The organism is Lactobacillus kullabergensis (assembly GCF_003151025.1).
GTDB classification, from domain to species: Bacteria; Bacillota; Bacilli; order Lactobacillales; family Lactobacillaceae; genus Lactobacillus; species Lactobacillus kullabergensis.
On sequence record NZ_CP029477.1, the window covers coordinates 847,216 to 868,219 of the forward strand.

A 21,004-nucleotide genomic window follows, 5' to 3' on the forward strand; every position below is an offset into this window, starting at 1 on the left:
ATGAAGTTTTTGATTTAGACAATTATGTCGGTTGGTTTCTAAGAAATTCAGGTATTAAGCTTTAAAATTGAATATATCAAATCAAAAGATTACAGGAAAAATTTCGTGTTTAGCAATAAGTTTAATCATCATGTTGCACTAATAGTAAAGCTGTAAAATTAACTTTCTAAAAAATTTTTATTTAAAATAAATTACTCCTAAATTGTTCTAAGTTAGGGGTAATTTTTGTATTTAACATTTTTATTATTTTAAATAACAAATTAAAACTTATAACATTATTATAATTAATTTGCTTAAACTTTATTATAGTTATTTAATATACAAAAACATACCAGATAAATTTGTATCACAAATGTAATAAAAAAACATTTTTAAGTACATTTAAAAATATTTTTTCATTTTATATTTTTTAGTTATTTTTATTTAATTGGCTTAAATAGCTTAATAAATGCAATTTATAAAAATAATAAAGTTATTATTAATAATAATTAATGTTTTTAAAAATAACAGTTATTTATAGCTTAACATATATTGCTAAATACTATATTGACAATGTATAACGCTAGTTATAAAATTCAAAGTGTATTTTTAAATTCAAGGAAGGACAACTTATGTTAGGCAAAAATAACTTTAAAGAACGCTTAAGAAAAATGGAAATGCAACAAAAGCAAGACCGCTTTTCAATTCGCAAATTGACAATCGGTGCTGCTTCTGTTTTGTTAGGATTCACTTTTCTGGGTTTAGGCAGTCAAACGGTTAAAGCCGATACTGCGCCATCAACTCAACAAGTCGATAGTAAAACTGAAACCAAATCATCCGAGTCTGATTTGAGTAAAGCTGCGTCAGAAAATAAGAAAGCTGATTCTCAATCAACTCAAAATGATAGACAAACCCAAAAGACCGAAAAAGAGCCAAAATTATCTACCTTTTCAGGCTTATCTTCATTTTTTAAAAGTAGTGATGAAGACTCGAAGTCTGTAAGCAAGGCTGGAACTACAAAAGAGCAGACAAAAAAGCAGACAAAAAAGGATAGTAAAGAGTCTGATCAATCCACTGCTGTTAAGCAGCCGGAAACTGGTGCAAATGACGCAAACGCAGTCACACCGGGAAAAACTGATGCAACTGGTAAAGACACTAACACTGATATTACTTCAGGAGAGAATTCTGCAAATGATAGTAAATTGCCAGAAGATTCACAGGCAAATGTGATTAAACCAGAAAATGATGGTAATTCTAATAACGAACGAAATGGTGATATAGATGAAACAACTGCAGCAAATGATAAAATTCCAATATTAAAAGATGCTGGTGATGGAATATCATATCAAGTAAGTAGCTGGCAAGATTTCAAAAACGCACTAAATAATCAAAAAATTACTGAAATTGTTTTAATGAATGACGTTATTGCACCTTCAGGTATTTGGAACACTACATTTAGCGTTCCTGGACGTGATTTATTAATTAGGTCCGACGCTAATAACAAGTATACTCTGGATTTTGCTGGAAATGCGCCTATACAAACAGCTGGAACAAACGCAAATGTTACTTTTCAAAATATAAATATCAAGAGTAACGACTATTATGGTGTTTGGGATACACTATATGTAGGCGGTTCTTTTCATACTAATATAATTTTTAATAATTGTACTTTTAGAGGTACACAATTAATATATTCAGGTGATAATACCCATATTTATTTCACGGGTAATAATGATTGTCGGAATATTAAGACGTCAAACATACTTAATAATCAGCAACAGCTGTTTGAATTTAGAAACACAAAAAATAATAGTATTGACTTTTTGGATGGCGAATTTACAGGTTCAACATATGGCGGAACTATAATTGAGATGAAAAGTAATGGCAACACTCTTAAAATTCATAGAGGCGCCACAGTAAATCTTATTCCTGTTCAAACCTATGATGGCAATGATGACGATGGTGAATATGGTTTCCCTTATAGTGCCATCTATATGGAAGGCGCAGGAACTGTACAGGTTGCTGGCGTCTTAAATATTAACATTGGTGATAATACAGTCATGCCTTATAAAGGCACGAGAAATGGTGCTAGATCAAGAGCGGTATATTTGAATGATGCTAGTTCAACTTTTAACGTTATGCAAAATGGTCAAGTTAACATACAAACTAATGGTAATATTGCTGATAAAGGTTCCAACAATTTATTTTTTGACAACGGTAATTTGACTATTAATCCCAATGGTGAAATGAACATCCTGGGAAATAACATGGGTGATTATTCAGGTACCTTGGTTTATGTCACGGGGACAGCCGACGTTGAAAACGGCAGCTTCAATATTCGCCTGGGAGACATTGCTGGTTCTGGAAGCATTACTTTACTTGATGTCTCTGGTGGCACTTTCAAAGTTAATAACCCGACATCATTTGTTTTGGATGCCCACAATAACATAAATCCCAATACAAGCGTTATCGGTAATAATAAAATAACGATTACAAATGTGCGACAACAACTACAAAGCAGTACGGGTAAAGCTTTTACGTTACCACCATTCCATGTTTTGCAAATGCAGAAAACTAATACTGGTATTAATGTAAACACGATTGAAATGCTGGATGGTAACAAAACATTATCCCAAGAGCAGTTAGATGAGATTAAAAATGACCCCGAAATCAAAAACATTGTCAATGACAAGAGTTTTGTTTCGTTCTTAACAGTAGCTGAAGCTGCCGTTAAAAATCCAGGAACTAATACATTAGATAATATTGTTAAAAATGCCTTAGAGAGTGCTTTGAGTAGTAAAGATACTAGTAGCTACAATAATATAGCTTTTGTTCCCGCTAACCCAAGCGGCTTCCTGGATATCGATGAAGATGGCTTGCAAGTTATCAAAAATGAAGATGGCTCTAGAACTATCACAGGAAAGGTATCAAATTACAGTGAAGAGGTAGATGGCCCAAGTAATGACAATGCCTTTTATAAGTATTTCCCGAAAGGTACTAAGGGGTATGTCATTGTTAAATATATTAGTAGTAATCCAAATTATGATAAACAAATTCTCCAAAATGAAAATTTGAAACCGTATGTAAATACTACCGATACCTATCGTGGAAGTATTGAGGATAATATTAGCAAATTGCCCAATGTATTCTCCTCTGAGATCAATCCAGATGGGACCTTTGCAGTGACAATACCTGCTGATGTTACCTTAAACATGAATAAGGGCGATAAAGTTGAAATAATCCCAGACGCCAACTTTGTTGAGTACAGTCCAACCCTTATTGATGCAGGTGCTCGTCCAGTGCAAAAGAGTTTAGATATTCTTACTTTGTCAGAAGCCCAAGACGATGCTGCCACTACGATTAGAAATGCGGTAAAAGATGCCGAAAGCAAGAAGCCAACTAATTTAAAAGAAAGTCAATCAAAGACTTTTGAAGAAGAACTGGCTAAAGCATTGGCAATGGCAGATTCAGTCACTGAAACTAATAAAGACACAACAGTTTATGGTGCAGATACCATTGCCGAAGTCAATAGACGTAAAGAAACGGCTCTTGACCTTGTAAAAAAAGCCTTGCAAATTGCTAATGAAGAGTCAGATGAACAAAATAAATTGGCTGCAGCAAAAGAAGCTGCTAAACAGGCACTTGATAATGAGCTCAATGGTAACGGTACTTCCGGAATGCCGGGTGTAGTTAACCAAATCGCTGATTTAGCAAATAGTGGTTTAACTCAGGACAACGTTAAGATATATCAAGATCAAGCTCAAAAGGCATACGACGCTGCAAAGAAAGCTATTGATGACTGTGAAAGTTTTGATGAAATCACTAAAGCACAAGGTAAGGGTGTAGCAGACATTGATCAAGCTTTAACAGATGCTAAGGCACAACAAGTTATTGATAAGGCTGCAAGTGATCTAAAAACCGCTAAAGACAATGCCTTGAAAGAATTAGCAGCTGAAAAAGCAACTGTTGAAGATAACATTGCTAATTTAAAGAATATCAGTGATGATGCTAAAACTGCATTAAATAAAGAAGTTGAAACTTACTATAAAAACGCAGTTGACAAAGTTAACAACCCGACGCCAGCAAGCCTTGAACAGGTAGACATTGAGAAGAACACCGGGATTAGAAACATTGACAGTGTTTGGAACAAAGCAACAGCACTGGATAAGGAAATTGCTTTTGATCAGAAGAAACTTGATGATTACGCCCAAGCTGCAACGGATCGAATTAATAAAACTGACCTGTCTGATGAAGACAAGCAAAAAGCGGTTGCCGACATCAACAAAGCTCGTGATGATGCCAAGTTAAATGTGGGCAAAAAATTAACGGCTGAAGATGCAGATAAGGCCACAGATGATGGCGAAAAAGCGATAAAAGCAGCTGAAGACGCCGCTAATGCAGCCAACATTGAAGCCATTAAAACTTCTAACACTGCTAATCTTAACGCTGCTGCTGATAGCGCCATTGATCGTGTGAATAAAGCTTATAATAGTTTGACGGAAGCTGGTCAGCAGCAAAGAGCTGATGCCTATAAAGCGGCTGCAATTACAGCTATAAATCAGGCTAAAGCCGTAGCCACTGAAACAATTAACTCTGCTACAAGCAAAGATGCAATCATTAATGCCTTTAATACTGCTAAAGACAAGTTTGACAACTCGGCAACCACAGCTGAAGTTGCTTTTGCCAAAATAGCAGCTGTTGATGCTGTCAAGAAAGAAGCTGACAGCGTCAAGCCGAATTTAAGTGCAGCTGATCAACAGAAAGTTGATAGTATAGTTGCAACAGCTAATAGCGATTTCCAAAAAGCCACTACAGTCGACAAGGTCAACAGCATCAAAGATCAGGCAATTAAAGATATTGATAATGTTAAAACTACTGCTGATGTAGTTAAGGAAGCCGAAATTAAGGCTAACAAGGATACTCAGACAGCTAATATTGATGCGGCAGCCACAGCAGCTAAAAAGCGTGTAAGTGATGCTTACAATAAGTTGTCACAGGCTAACCAAACTAGTTACCAAGAATCGTTACAGAAAGCTGTAGATGATATTGACCAAGCTGCAAAAACTGCTAAGAATAATATTCAGAACGCACAAAATGTGGAAGATATTATAGCTGCAGCTGGAACAGGCACACAGGCAATCGCTGCTATTGAAACAAAAGCAGAAGTTACTTTTGCTCAAGCCGATGCAAAAGAAGCAATTGCAAATGAAGCTGCTAAGGTTAAGCCTGGCTTAAGCACAGCTGATCAACAAACGGTTGATGGCATTGTTACTGCAGCTAATGGCAAGATAGACGCTGCTACTGATGTGTCAACAATTAATAATATCAAAAATCAGGCAATCCAAGATATAGACCAGGTTAAAACGACAGCCGATTCAAGTGCAAAGGAAAAAGTTGATAAAGCAAAAGAGCTGAATAAGACTAGTATTGATGGAGCAGCTCAAGCAGCGATTGCACGGGTGGATGCTGCTTACAACAACTTAACAACTGCTGAAAAGGCAGCCAATAAGGGCACACATGACCAAGCTGTTGCAGATATTAAGAATGCCCAAACTGCAGCTGAAGCAAAGATTGCAGCCGCAACTACTGAAACTGAAGTTGCTGCCGCAGCAAGTGAAGGTACAACAAACATTAATAAGCTGGCAGATGCAGCTGAATTAACCTTTGTAAAGATTACTGCTAACGACTCAGTACAAGCTGAAGCGGCAAAAGTAAAACCTAATCTCAAAGAAACAGCCGATCAAAATAAAGTAGATGAAATTGTTAGTCAAGCAAAAGATGACATTGGTGCTGCTGAGAACGTTGATAACGTAAATAGAATAAAAGAGAATGCAATCAAGGCAATTGACAACGTCAAAAGTAATGCAGAGCAAACAATTCAAAAAGCACAGGAATTAAGCAAGGCAAGTGTTGATGCCCAAGCAGATGCCGCTAAGAAGCGGGTCAAAGATGCTTATGATAAGCTTACAGCTGATGAGCAAAAGACAACGGCAGTCCAAACTGCTTATAACGCAGCTAATAATGCCATTGATAAAGCTAAGACTGTAGCAGAGAGTGCAATAGCTGCTGCACAATCTAATTCAGAAATTACGACAGCTGTTGATAATGCTAATAAAGCCTTTACACAAGTAGCTTCTGACGCCGAACTGGCCTTTGCCAAGGTGGCTGCGATAGATGCAGTTCAAGGTGAAGCGGACAATGTCAAGCAAGGCTTAAAGCAAACAGCTGATCTTAATAAAGTAGACAGTATAGTAGGCCGAGCTCAAACTGATTTGAACAATGCCGATAGTGTTACCAAAGTTGACTTCATTAGAGACCAGGCAATTAAAGACATTGATAATGTTAAAGCTACAGCTGATGCAGCAATTGACAATTCCCAAACAGTTAATAAAGCTAATATTGATAAAGCTGCAGCTGATGCAACTCAACGCGTTCAGAATGCTTATAACCAGTTAAGTGCACCTGAAAAAGAGCAGGCTAAGTCAGAATATAATAAAGCTCTCAGCGATATTAATGACGCAAAGAATACTGCGGATGCGGCAATTCAAGCTGCAAAGACAGTAGATGATGCTACCAGTGCCGCTACAACAGGAATTTCTGCAGTTAATGATATTGCTAGCAAAGCTGAACTATCATTTGCAAAATTGGGAGCTAAAGTTGCAGTTAAAGCAGCAGCAGATGCTGTCACTAACGGTCTTGATAATGAAAACAAGCAAAAGGTACAAGAGATAGTAACTACAGCAAATTCTAACATTGACAATGCTACTACTATAACTGACGTGGTTAGATTTAGGGACCAGGCTATCAATGATATTAATGGTGTCAAAGCTGTGGCAGACGCTGTTAAAGAAGCACAGCTAAATGAAAACAAGAAAAACAACACCGCTAATGTTAATGAAGCTGCTGACGCTGCTAGAAAACGTGTCGATGATGCTTATAACAAATTAAATGATTCTCAAAAGAATGCCAATCATCAGACTTACCAAAACGCCCATGATGCGATTGACAATGCTGCAACTAGTGCGAATAACCAAATTGCACTGGCACAGTCAAGTGATCAGATATCGGAGATAGTTAACACTGCTAAAGCTCAGTTTGATAATGCAGCCACAAAAGCTGAAGTAGCTTTTGCTAAGGTAACAGCTGTTGCAGATATTTCGAATGAAGCTAATAAGGTTAAACAAGACCTAAAGGCTGATTCTGATAAGAATCGGGTTGACAATATTGCTACCACTGCTACTACCAGTATTAATAGCACTAATACTGATACTGTAGCTAAAGTAACCAGTATTAGGGATCAGGCTATTAAAGATATTGACGCTGTTAGAGCTGAAGCTAATGGTGGTGAACAAGCCAGTCTGGAAGAAACTAAGAATAATCGGACTAGTGATGTTAACAAAGCAGCAACAAACGCTAAAACCCGGGTTGATACGGCATACGCTCAGCTGACACCTGCTGAACAAGATGCAACAAAGCAGGCCTATACTGATGCTCTTGCTGCTATTGAGAATACGCGTCTTAAAGCAAATAACGATATTGCCAGTGCTGAAACTAAGGATGCGGTAAGCGACATAGCAGCAACAGCTGAGCAGGAACTTGATCAAGAAGCAACAAAAGCAGAGGTAGCCTTTGCCAAAACAGCTGCTAAAGATGCGATTCAGGCTGAAGAAAAGAGTGCTATTGCCGATCTGAAAGGTCAAGACGATAAGACTTCTGTGCAAAATATCGCTAACAATGCTATTACAGAAATTGACCAAAATTCAACAGATACTGTTGCCAAAGTAAACAGCATTAAAGACAGCGCAATTAGTGCTATTAAGGCTGTTAAAAATACAGCAAATGCAGTAGATAAAGCTATTGTTGACGAAGCTCGCAAAGACAGCTCTGAGAATATTAATGAAGCAGCTGAAACAGCTAAGAAGAGAGTCGAAGCAGCATATAGTAAGCTGACGGAAACCGAACAAGCAGTTGCCAAACAGGCTCATGATGACGCCCTTAACACAATTGCAAGTGCCCAAAAAGCTGCTAACGATGCAATTTCTTCATCAAATTCAAAAACAGAAATTACTCAGGCAGCAACTGAGGGTATTAATAAGATTAATGCTGCTGCAACTGAAGCAGAAGTGGCCTTCGCCAAGGTAGCAGCTAAAGATGCAGTTCATGAAAAAGCCAAATCAATCATAGATCAGTTGAATAAAACTGATGATAAGAAGCAAGTACAAGCAATTTCTGATCAAGCAGATAAAGATATTGACGCAGTTGCAACGGATACTGTAGATAAAGTAAACAGCATCAGAGATAAAGCAATCAGCGATATAAGTAATGTAAAAGCAACTGCGGATGACAATGAACAGAAAGAACTGGAGAAAACAAAGGAAAATAATAAGAGTAGTGTTGATGATTTAGTTAAAGCTGCTAAAAAACGTGTTCAAGATGCTTATGACAATCTTGGAAAAGACGAAAAAGTTTTAGCTGCAAGTGATTACAGTAAAGCCATGGATGCCATCACTCAAGCCCAAGCAACAGCAAATGATGCGATTAGTGCGGCTGCAAATGCGAATGCAATTGTTAAAGCGGTAAGTACTGCATCTGCTGCCTTTGATACGGCTGCTACAACAGCTGAAGTAGCATTTGCCAGAGTGACAGCTAAGACTGCAATCCAAGCTGAGGCTGATAAAGTCAAAAAAGGTTTGAAGCAGGAAGTTGACCAAACAAAAGTCGATAACATAGTGTTACGAGCAGAAAATGATCTTGCTGCAGCTGTAAGCGTAGATAATGTAAATACTATTGCAGCTCAAGCTATTAAAGACATTGATGCCGTTAAAGATACTGCTGAAGAAAATGAGCAAAAGGATTTTGCTAAAGTTAAGGATGATACTAAGCAGAGTATTGATCAAGCTGCCGCAGCTGCAAAGCAAAGAATTAATGATGCATATAATAGTCTTAGTGCAAATGGACAGTCAGCAACCAAGACGGATTATGACAAGGCAATTCAAGCTATTACTAATGCTCAGGCTGCAGCTAAAGATGCTATAGAAAAAGCAACGGATAAGGATGCCGTAAGTAAGGCTGCAGGAGATGCCGATCAGGCTTTCACACAGGCCGAAACAGACGCTAAATTAGCATTTGCTAAAGCAGCTGCTAAAGAGGCGGTTCAAAATGAGGCAAATACTGTTAAGGATAGTTTAAGTAAAGATACTGATAAGAAAAAAGTAGATGCAATTTCAGATCAAGCTGACACAGCTATTGATGCTGCTGCCGATATAACAACTGTTAATAAATTAAGAGATAAAGCAATTAGCGACATCGATGCTGTTAAAGCGACTGCCATTGCTGTTGACCAGGCAACCGTGGATCAAGCTAAGATTAATGGCAAGTCCAATGTTAACGGTGCTGCTGCAGATGCTAAAAAACGTGTGGAAAATGCTTATAATAATCTTAATTCTGACCAAAAGAATGATAATTATCAAGCATATCAAAATGCTCTTACTGCAATTGACAACGCTGCAGATGCAGCAAATATCCAAATTGGTCAAGCCCAAACTGCTGACGAAGTTAATGGGTTAGTAGATAATGCTAAGACCAAGTTTAATGATATTGCAACCAAAGCTGAAGTGGCCTTTGCTAAAGTTATAGCTAAAGCTGCTGTTCAAAAGGAAGCAACAAAGATTAAGAATGATCTGAAGTCTCAAGCTGATAAAAACAAGGTTGATGGTATTGTTACCCAAGCTAATATCCAGTTTAACGATAGCAATACGGACACCGTGCAAGAGGTAAACAGCATTAGAGATAAAGCAATTGATGATATTGATGCTGTTAAAGACGCAGCTAATGGTAATGAGCAAGCAAGCTTAGAAGAAACTAAGAATAATCAAAAGAGTAATGTGAACAGTGCGGCAGATGCAGCTAAGGCTCGAGTAGAAAAAGCTTATGGGGATCTAGAAAAAGATCAACAACAAAAAACTAAGCAGGCTCATGATGATGCTATTGCTGCCATTGATAATACACTTCAAAAAGCAATTGCCGATATTCAAAATGCTGAAACTAAAGATGCTGTGGTTGCCATAGCAGCAACAGCAGACCAAAAATTTGATCAGGAGGCAACAAAAGCAGAGGTAGCGTTCGCAAAAGTAGCAGCTAAAGATGCAGTTCACAAAGAAGCCGCCGATGCCCAAAGTCAATTAAAGAACACCGCTGATAAACAAAAGGTTCAAAACATTTCTGATCAAGCAGATACCGCTTTTGATACTGCTGCAACAGATACGGTTGACAAAGTAAACAGCATCAAAGAGAACGCCATTAGCGCCATTAATGCTGTTAAAAATACAGCATCAGCAGTAGACAAGGCTTTGCTAGATCAAGCTCGCAAAGACAGCACTCAGAATATCACTAATGCCGCAGAAGCAGCTAAGAAGCAAGTTGATGATGCTTATGAAAAACTAAGTTCAAGTCAAAAGGCAGCAGCAAAACAGGACCATGATAATGCGCTTACCGCAATTGAAAATGCCCAAATTGCAGCAATTGATGCAGTCAATGCAGCAACAAGCAAAGATGCTATTACTTCAGCAGCTAATGATGGGGTTAACAAGATTAACGCAGCAGCAACCACTGCAGAAGTAGCTTTTGCAAAAACAGCTGCTAAAGATGCGGTTCAAGCTGAAGCTGCAAATGTGATTAAGAAGCTAAAAGACAAAAAAGATCAGGAAGCAGTTCAGAAAATTGCTGACGATGCAGTGGCAAATATTGACAATGCTTCAATTGATACAGTGCAAAAGGTCAATGACATCAGAGATCAAGCCATCAATGATATTGATAAGGTGAAGAATACTGTTGATACCGCTGAACAAGCTAAGTTAGAAGAAGCTAAAGACAATAGTCAGGCAAGTGTTGATGAAGCTGCTGCAGCCGCTACAAAGCGGGTTGAAGATGCATATGCTAAGCTTAATTCGCAGCAACAAACCAAGACTAATGGAGATCATGATGTAGCTATTACTGCAATTAAAAATGCACAAAAAGCAGCAAATGAAGCTATTGCGCAAGCAAAAGATAAGAGTGCAGTGGCTGGAGCTGTTTCAACTGCAAATACAGCCTTTGATCAGGCGGCCACTCAGGCTGAAGTAGCTTTTGCAAGGGTAGTAGCTAAAGAAGATATTAGGAATGAAGCAGATAAGATCAAAAATGACTTGAGCCTTGACAGTGATAGGACTAAAGTTGAAGGCATTGTCAGCGAAGCTAATACGCAGTTAAATACAGCTGATACAGTGCAAAAGGTCAATGATATTAGAGATCAAGCCATCAGGGACATTGATACTGTTAAGACTACTGCAGATCAAACTGCTGCTACTAAGCTTGATAATGACAAGAAAGCTGCAATTGATGCTTTAACTAACAAACAAACTGAAGTTAAAAATGGCATCGACTCCTTGAAAAACATAAGTGATGAAAACAAGGCTGCTCTAAAAGATAAAGTAGATCGCTATTACCAAGATGCAGTTAATAAGATCAAAGACGCAGGTACAACTACTTCTGACCAAGTTAACAGTGCTAAACAAGAAGGCATAGATAACATGGGCAAAGTTCTTGAGGATGCAAAGTCCTTAGACACAGCTATTGCAAATGATCAAAAGAAATTAGATGATCATGCTTCTGCAGCAATTGACAAGATTAATAAGTCTGATTTATCTGACGCTGACAAAGAAAAGGCTATTGAATCAATCAATAAAGCTCGAGATGATGCTAAAGAGACTGTTGCTTCACAGCCAACTGTTGAAAAGGCGGACGCAGCCGCAAAAGCTGGAGAGAGTGCAATTGATACAGCTGAAAAAACGGCTACAGATACAGATTTAGGAAATACTAAACTTACCGAAAAGACCAAAGTCGAGGCTGCGGCAGACAATGCTAAGAAACAACTTGATGATGATTATAATAAACTGACTCTTGATGAGCAGAAGGAAGTTAAAGATAAGTATGACAAAGCTAAAGCAGATATTGATCAGGCTAAAGCTGATGCCGAAAAAGCAATAGATTCAGCAACTTCCAAGCAAGATGTCAACAATGCTTCTGATAAAGCTAAGACTGACATTGACAAAGCCAAGAACGATGCCGAATTAGCCTTTAGTCAAGCTGCAGCTAAGGACGCAATTAAAGCAGTTGCTGATGATATCAAGAGTGGCTTAAATAAACAAGACGACAAAGACAAGGTTGACTCTCTTGTTGCTCAAGCTAATAAAGATATTGACGCTGCAACTACAATTGATTCTGTAAATAGCACTCGTGACAAGGCAATTACTGCAATTAAGCGTATTAAGAATTCTGCAGATCAATCAGATAAAGATAACTTAGCTGCTATCAAGTCAACTAATAAAACAAATGTTGACCAGGCAGCAACTAAAGCTAAGAACCGTGTTGATGAAGCTTATAACAAGCTTGATGACACTCAAAAAGCAACTACTAAAGCTGATTATGACAGTGCTTTAACCGCTATTGAGGATGCTAAGAAAGCAGCTGAAGCTAAGATAGACAGTGCTACTAATGCAGACGCGGTTGCAGCAGCAGTTGACAATGCTTCAAGACAATTTGATTCTGCAGCGACAACAGCTGAATTGGCCTTTAGCAGAGTGGCTGCAAAAGATGAAGTCAATAAAGCAGCTTCTACAGCTAAACCAAGCTTGAGTAAAGATAATCAGGATCGGGTAGATGAGATAGCAAAACAGGCAAGTGTTGATATTGATTCAGCTGAAACTGTTGCTAATGTTGATAGAATTAAGCAAACCGCTATTGATAAAATTAATGCCTTAAAAGGTAATGATGAAAAAGACTTAGCCGAAGCTATCTCAGATGCCAAAGCAGAATTGAGTAAAAAGCATGATGATGCAGTAGCAAGACTAAAAGATAAGTTTGGCAAAGATGCAGATACTACTGAAGTAGATAAGGCATTTAACACTAATAAGGACATCACTGGTACATCGGTTGATGAAGTTAAAGAGCACGAATTGGCAGCCGAAAGGGAATTGGCTAAAGGCGAAGTTCAAGACACTGGTACAAATGCTAAGAAGAAAATTGACGATTTAAAGCACAAGGATGGTACTGACTATACTCAGGCTGAAAAAGATGCTATCAAGAACCAAATTGATAAAGATATTCATGAAGCTATTGATAAGAATGGTACTATTGATCAAGCAAGCGATTCAGTGGGTGTGGATAAAGCTCGTAAAGATGCAATCGACAAGATAATTGGTGAAACAGTTCCTGACAGTCAAGAAGTTAACAACATCATAAATCAAGATAAAGACGTTCTCAGTCAAAGACTAGCCGCAGCTCGCACAGCTGCTTCAAAATATTTGAAAGATAAGTTTACTCCTGACACTGATGATAGTACCATTCAGCAAAGATATGAAGAAGCGCTAGCAAAACTTAACGCAAAGCCAACCAACTTAGCAACTGAACTTGAAGGAGAAAAGCTAATTGCCCAGGGTGCATTAGCAGATGCACAAAAGGCTGCCAATAAGCTTGTTGATGGTAATTCTGATTATGATTCTGATGCTAAAAAGCAAATCAAAGAGCATATTGTGAAGGATTACAATGAATTTTTGAACAGTATTAATGCATGTTCAACAGTCAGTGAGGTAATCTCTGCGCAACGTAACCTTGGTATTGATCAATTAAAACGCGATGCCACGGAGTCTAATGTTAATGTAACCAATATTATAGAAAACGGTGGTAGCGGACAGCAAGTTCAACCGATAGCACCTGCTCAACCTGATAAGACTGATGATAAAGATAAGGAAACTGATAAGAAGAATGAAGACTCTGAAAGAGTAATCTTAATGCATAATGCCTACCTGTACAATAGTAAAGGTAAACGTGCAAATGGCATTACTTTGGGAGCCGGATCAATTCTTGATACTTACGGTATTGAAACAATTAACGGTGAACAATATTATGTTTTAGTTGACAAAGGTGCCGATAATAAGAAGTACTATGTTGCAATTGGCAATGTTAAGAAAACAGCTCAAAAGCTGAAACATAATGCATACATTTACAACCAATACGGCAAGCGGGTTAAGAAATCAGGTAAACTGAAGTCAGGCAAAGTTATTAATACTTACGGCAGTAGCGTTAAGATTCGCGGTAAGAAGTACTTCATCATTGCCAAGAATCGTTATGTCAAAGCGGCAAATATTGCAAGCCAAAATGTACCTTTAAAGACGACAACGGCTAAACAAACTGCTGCTGTTGAAGCAGGAGACCAATCTCATATCATTGTTAATAAAAAGATAATGCACAATGCATATCTTTATGATCAAAATGGTATTCGTGCAAATGGCTTAGTAATAAGTGCCGGTTCAAACATTGACGTAGTATCGCAAAAAGTTGTCAACAAGAAGTTATATTATGTTCTTGAAGACGGGTTGTATATAGCTGCAGGAAATATCGATGCCAAGAAACTGAAATTGAAGCATAATGCTTATGTATACAGTAAATATGGTAATCGCCTGGGTAAGAAAGTACTAAAGAAACGTAAATCAATTAAGACTTACGGTAATCCAGTAAAGATTAAAGGCAAAAAGTACTACACTATAACAACAAGTAAATTTGTTAAAAAAGCTAATGTTAAAGGGTAGTTTAACTAGCTGATAACGAGAGAAGAGCCACAATTGTAAAAAAATGTGGCTCTTTTTTTCTAAATATTTTTTGACTTATCAATATATAACACATTAAAACTATAACCAACTATTTCAGTTAGTTTTTAACACTAAAATCAGTTTAAAAAACTTTAAAAATTAAAATAAATATTATTTATAATTTAATACAAAATAATATTCATTATATTGATAATAAATAACAAATGTTATACAATTTAGGTGCGTCTAAATAACAAGGAAGGACTAATAATGCTAAGTAAAAATAACTATAATGAGAAATTAAGAAAAAGGGAATTGCAAGCAAGGCAGGATCATTTTTCAATTCGCAAATTAACAATTGGAGTAGCTTCTGTTTTATTGGGATACGCTTTTTTCGGAGCTGGCAGTCAAACAGTTAAAGCTGATACTGAATCGATAGCACAGCAGGCCGATGATAAAACAGAATCAGTTTCTGAAAAACCTCATGTCAATGATAATGCTATCAAACTTGGTTCTGGTAAAAATACTGGGACTGATGGTGACAAGAAAAATGCCGCAAGCACTTCCTCTGTCCAAAAGTCTGCACCTGATAATACTGTTTCAGGTGTTCAAACAGACATTGCTAAAAAAGCTGATACTGATCAAGTTGCAAAAAACGGTCTTACTAAAGAACACTTGAAAAAAGATGGATACGATCAAGGTGATATTGAATCAGTACGAAATAATAGAAAATTTGATATAACATCTACAATTCAAACTGTGCAAATTAGAGTAAATAATGCATATAGTTCTTCCTCAAAAGATCAAGACGACTTGAACACTAAAAATGATTATTTGGCTCAGATTGATAAAATTGATAATGAAGCTTTAGCTAAACTCAATGCAGGTAAAAGTGTTGAAGAAATAAATTCAACAGCAGAAACTGCTATAAGGGACCTTTTAAATATTGCATCAGCTGCAGAACTGCATTTTGCCCAAAAGAAAGCTACTAATGCTATTACAAGTAAAGCAAACGTTGACGAACAAGCTAATAATGCTAAAAAAAGTGTTATTAAGGCCAACGATAAAATTTATGAGAATCTTGTTGATGAAGAGAAAAAGCAAACTGATACAGATTTTTCCACTGCTGACTCCATTCAAAAAATATATTTAATAACAGATAAAGCAATAAAAAATATTTTTGCTGTCAAATCAGATGCTGACCAAGCGGAGTTGAACAAGTATAATGTACTTGAACCAGATGAAATTGAAGAACTAATTGAAGATGTAACTGACACTCAAACCTTGGTTAATGAGCTGATTGACAATTTACCAAACATTAGTGCTGAAAGAAAGAGTTCTCTAAAAGATAAAGTTAACCTATACTATCAGACTACTATCAACAATATAGAAAAAGCTGGTGATTTAGGCTTAGCTGATACGGAAAAAAGTAATGGCATTATTAAAATAAATACGGTATATTCAGAAGCTTCGAATTTAAATCAACAAATTGGATTAGATCAAAAGAATCTTGATGAATATGCACAAAAAGTAACTGAAAATATTAATAATTCCAATTTATCAGAAGCTGACAAAGAAAAAGCAAAAAAGGCAATCAGTCAGGCTTGTGATGATGCCAAAAATATAGTTGGACAGCAACCTACTGTTGAGAGGGCAGATGTGGCTGAAAAAGCTGGAAAAGCTATTATTGATGCGATTGAAAAAGCAGCTTATTTAACTGATCTTGAAAGGGCTAAACTTATTGAAAAAATAAGAGTTGAAAATGCAGCCGAGAATGCCAAGAAAAAAGTTCAAGATGAATATAATAACCTGGGTCAAGATGGTAAAGATAAAGAAAAAGGCAAACTTGAAAAAGCATTAGAAGCTATTGAAAAAGCTAAAAATGATGCTGAAGCAGCAATTTCAAGTGCTACAGATAAAAATGATGTAAGCACCATATCTAAAACTGGTATTGATAAAATTAATGGTGTAACAGATGATACTTCACTAGAATTTGCCAAAGAGTCAGCAAAAGAAACTATTCAACAGATAATTGATATTGTCAAACCGAATTTAAAGGACCCGAATAATCAGAATGCTGTTGATAAAATTAATAAGGATGCTGTAGAAAACCTTGACCAAGCCAGAAACATTCACGAAGTGACCAAGTTTCGGGACGCTGCTATCGACCAAATTAAACAAATTAAAAATACAGCTGACAATAAAGAAAATAATGACTTGTCTAACGCTAAAAGCAGCAGCAAAGATACAGTCAATGTAGATGCAAGTGCAGCGCTTGATCGTGTCAAAAAAGCTTATGAAAAATTAACCGAAGCTGAAAGATCTGCTAAAAAAAATGAGTACGATACTGCTATTAAAGCTATAAATGATGCCAGGACTGCTGCAGAAGATAAAATTGATAATGCTACAAATGTAGATGCTATTATTGCTGCAGTAAGTAACGCAAAACAAAATTTCAATACAATTGCTACTAATGCCGAGGTCTCTTTTGCAAAACTGGCAGGTAAAGATAAGATTCAAGATGCTGCTGCAGAGGCAAATAAAGTCTTAAGTCCTAAGGGACAAGCTGCCGTTACAGAAATTGTAACTCAAGCTAATAGTGACATTGAAGACGCAGAGACTGTTGCAAAAATTGAAAAAATTACTGAAGCTGCAATTAATAAGATAAAAGCACTTCAGGATAGTGAAAAGACAGACTTAGAAAATGCTATTAAGTATGCAAATGATGAGTTTGAGAAAAAATACAAAGAAGCTATTGCCAGACTAAAGAAGGAATTTAGTGATAGCGCTAAGACCACTGAAGTTGATAATGTATTTAACAAATATAAAGGAATTACTGGTAGTACGGTTGCAGAGATTAACTCAAAAGAAATAGCAGCCGAGAGAGAATTGGCTAAAGGCGAGGTTCGTGATACCGCTACAAACGCAGAAGCAAGAGTTGATAATCTAAAACATAAGGATGGTACTGTATATACCGATAATGAAAAGAAAGCTTTAAAGAAACAGATTCAAAAAGATGTGCTTGAAGCAAACGGATCTAAAGATCAGTCGGGTACATTAGATAAACCTTCGGATACAGAAGGTATAGATACTGTCCGTAATGAAGCTGTTAACAAGATTATCAGTGAAGCGATTGCTGATAGTCAAGAGGGAGAAAAAGTTTTGCAGCATGATCCGGATGTATTGCTTGAGCGCCTTGCTAAAGCCCATAAGGCTGCAGTTGACAAATTACAAAAATTTGGTCCAAACATTAATCATGATCAGACCGATAAGAATTATGAAGATGCCAAAAAGGCTCTTAGTTCTAATCCGACGGATTTAGCAACTGAACTCGCTGGTGAAAAATTAATTGCTAATGGAGCCTTATCTGATGCAAAGACAGCTGCTGACAATATTGTAGACAGTAATACTGATTACAGCTCTACAGTTAAGGATAAGATAAAGCAACAAATTCAAAAAGATTTTGATGAAGCAACTAATCGCATAAAAGAAAGTCCAGCAGTAAGCGAACTCATTACCCAAAAGCGTAATGATGGTATAGATCAACTATATCGTGATGCAACTGATACAAACGTGAATGTTACCAACATTATTAATTCGGGTGGCGGTAGCAATCAGATCACAAATATAACTAATACTAATCCTGATAACAATCAAAACAACCAGACTCCTAATACGCCAGAAAACAGCAAAGAAACAGCTAAGATAGTAAGAGTTGTTTTAAATCACAATGCCTATCTGTATGATAATAGCGCTCATCGTGCCAATGGAATTATCTTAGGGATTGGTTCGATACTTGAAACGATTGGTACTGAGACAATCAATAATAGACAATATTATGTTTTAGTGGACCAGGGAGCAAAAAATAAGAAATACTATGTTGCGGCTGGCAATGTCAAAGGTACCGCTAAACAATTGCATCATAATGCTTACATTTATAATCAATACGGCAAACGTGTCAGAAAATATGGTAAGCTTAAAGCCGGTAAGGCAGTTAGGACTTATGGCAGCTCTGTTAAGATTCGGGGCAAGAAATACTATATTGTTGCCAAAAACCGTTTCGTCAAGGCAGCAAATTTCACCAGCCATAATGTAAAAACAACTTTAAAGAAAGCAAAAGAGATTGCTGCAGTTGGTGCTGCCGACCAATCTCAGGTAATTATCAACAAAAAGGTAATGCACAATGCCTATCTTTATGATGAAAACGGTGTTCGTGCAAACGGCTTGGTAATAAATGCCAGTTCCACGGTTGATGTTTCAACTCAAAAAGTTATCAACAAGAGAGCATATTATGCACTTGGAAATGGCTTGTATATAGCTGCAGGAAATATCGATGCCAAGAAACTGAAATTGAAGCATAATGCCTATGTATACAGTAAATATGGTAATCGCCTAGGTAAAAAAGTCTTGAAAAAGTATAAGTCTTTAAATACTTACGGAACACCAGTCAGAATTAAAGGTAAAAAGTATTACACTGTTACTACCAGTAAATTTGTAAAGAAAGCAAATGTTAAAGGATAGTTTAACTACCTGATAATAGGAAAAGTGTCACAATTGTAAAAAATTGTGGCACTTTTTTAATTCTTTTATTATTTTAAACCATTTTTCTGCATTTCATGCAAAGTTTCGTATTGTTTTTTTAATCCTTTTTCAATTTTAGAATTACCTTTAGGTTGAAAATATTTTTTCCCAACCAGTTTATCTGGTAGATACTGTTGTGGCACCCAATCGCTTGCAAAAGAGTGAGGGTAAATATAACCTTTGCCATGCCCTAATTTTGTGGCACCAGAGTAATGAGTATCTTTTAAGTCCGCCGGTATTCCGCCATAATCTTTATTTTTTACATCTTGCAAGGCTGAATCAATGGCACTAATAGCGCTATTGCTCTTTGGCGATAGTGCTAATTCTATTACTGCGTTAGCTAAGGGGATGCGGGCTTCTGGAAATCCCAGATTCTTTGCTGCTTGAATGGCAATTTGTGTGTGCTGCACAGCAGCTGGATTTGCCAAACCGATATCTTCATAAGCAATCACACTTAATCGTCGACAAATTGCGACTAAATCTCCTGATTCAATTAATCTGGCCAAATAATGCAAAGATGCATCCGTATCAGAACCACGAATTGATTTTTGGAAAGCTGATACCAAGTCATAATGACCGTCACCTTTGGCGTCAAAGTTTTGACTGCGTAACTGAATAGAATTAGCCATTTCATCTTGATTTATAGTTATTTCATCTTCATCATTTTGACCAGCTGCAATCATTTCCTGCTTGGTTGATCGCACTGCCAGTTCCAGTCCATTTAATGTGGCGCGTAAATCACCGTTGCCTTTTTGCACCAATAATTCTCTGGCATCATTAGTTAATTTTACATGGTATTTTCCTAAACCATTTTTATCATCTATAAGCGCACGGTCAATTGCCTTATTTACGTCTTCTTTTGCCAGTGGTTTTAGTTCAAAAATCTGACAGCGAGAACGAATAGCGGGGGAGATAGCAATATAGGGGTTTTCAGTTGTCGCACCAATTAAAATAATTTGTCCTGACTCTAAAAGTGGCAGGAGAAAATCCTGTTTCGTTTTATCTAAACGATGAATTTCGTCTAGTAACAGTATGACAGTTCCACTTAATTTTCCTTCAGCTGCTACTTGTTCTAACTGCTTTTTGCTATCAGTAGCAGCGTTAAGCTGGCGAAAGGCATATTTAGTGGAGCCGGCAATAGCACTGGCAATACTTGTTTTGCCGATTCCAGGGGGACCATAGAGAATCATTGAAGATAGCATTTTGGCTTCGACCATTCTCCGAATAATTTTTCCTGGACCAATTAAATGTTGTTGACCAACAACTTCATTCAAATTTTGCGGTCTCATTCTATAAGCTAATGGCTTCATTTAATTGTCTCCGTGGAAAAGCCTATGCCAAAAGCCAGCTTTTTTTTGATTTATATCAGCAAGCTGAGCTTTAGGCATTTCCGGTGGATAAACTTGACTTATTTCAATGCGCATTTTGTTAATGGCACTGGAAGCTACCACTAAAATTGCTGAATCATCAGGCCCCGTTTTAGCTGTCTCGTTATTAACAATGGTAAAAGAAGTTTCGTATTTGCTGCAATAAGTTTCTACTTGATTAACAAAATTATCATGTAAATTACCGTTTATCAGTATATTGTAACCGGCATAATCTTTGAAATGTTGTAAAAAAAGGCTGGTTAATTTGGGATCCTGCACTTCAGCATTAGTCATTCTAACCAAAACGCGTTCACGCAGAGACCCTAAAAATCTTCTGCGTTCATCCGGTTTTGTCTGTGGCGTGATGCCTTGTGCAGCATTTGAAACTCTGGTATTTAAATCTTCAGTCATTGATGAGATTTCCTTTCGGGTAGCAAAAACCCCTCTCCAAGT

The 21,004-nt window shown here is 37.0% G+C and carries 4 protein-coding genes; 2 read left to right on the forward strand and 2 right to left on the reverse strand.

Going from position 1 to position 21,004, the window contains the following annotated elements; translation table 11 throughout:
- Positions 1–611 precede the first annotated feature (611 nt).
- Positions 612–14,603, forward strand: a complete 13,992-nt coding sequence (locus DKL58_RS04080) for an SLAP domain-containing protein (RefSeq protein ID WP_109586199.1) — start codon at positions 612–614, stop codon at positions 14,601–14,603.
- Positions 14,604–14,873: 270 nt separating this feature from the next.
- Complete coding sequence (locus DKL58_RS04085) at positions 14,874–19,124, forward strand: SLAP domain-containing protein (protein ID WP_109586200.1); 4,251 nt, start codon at positions 14,874–14,876, stop codon at positions 19,122–19,124.
- 68 nt (positions 19,125–19,192) lie between these two features.
- On the opposite strand, the gene DKL58_RS04090 is transcribed toward DKL58_RS04085, so the two are convergent.
- Both DKL58_RS04090 and DKL58_RS04095 read right to left on the reverse strand, forming a co-directional pair.
- Complete coding sequence (locus DKL58_RS04090; RefSeq protein ID WP_034979454.1) at positions 19,193–20,494, reverse strand: replication-associated recombination protein A; 1,302 nt, start codon at positions 20,492–20,494, stop codon at positions 19,193–19,195.
- Positions 20,495–20,962 carry a YueI family protein gene (locus DKL58_RS04095; RefSeq protein ID WP_109586201.1) on the reverse strand — a complete coding sequence of 156 codons (468 nt, stop codon included), beginning with the start codon at positions 20,960–20,962 and terminating at the stop codon, positions 20,495–20,497.
- Positions 20,963–21,004 lie beyond the last annotated feature (42 nt).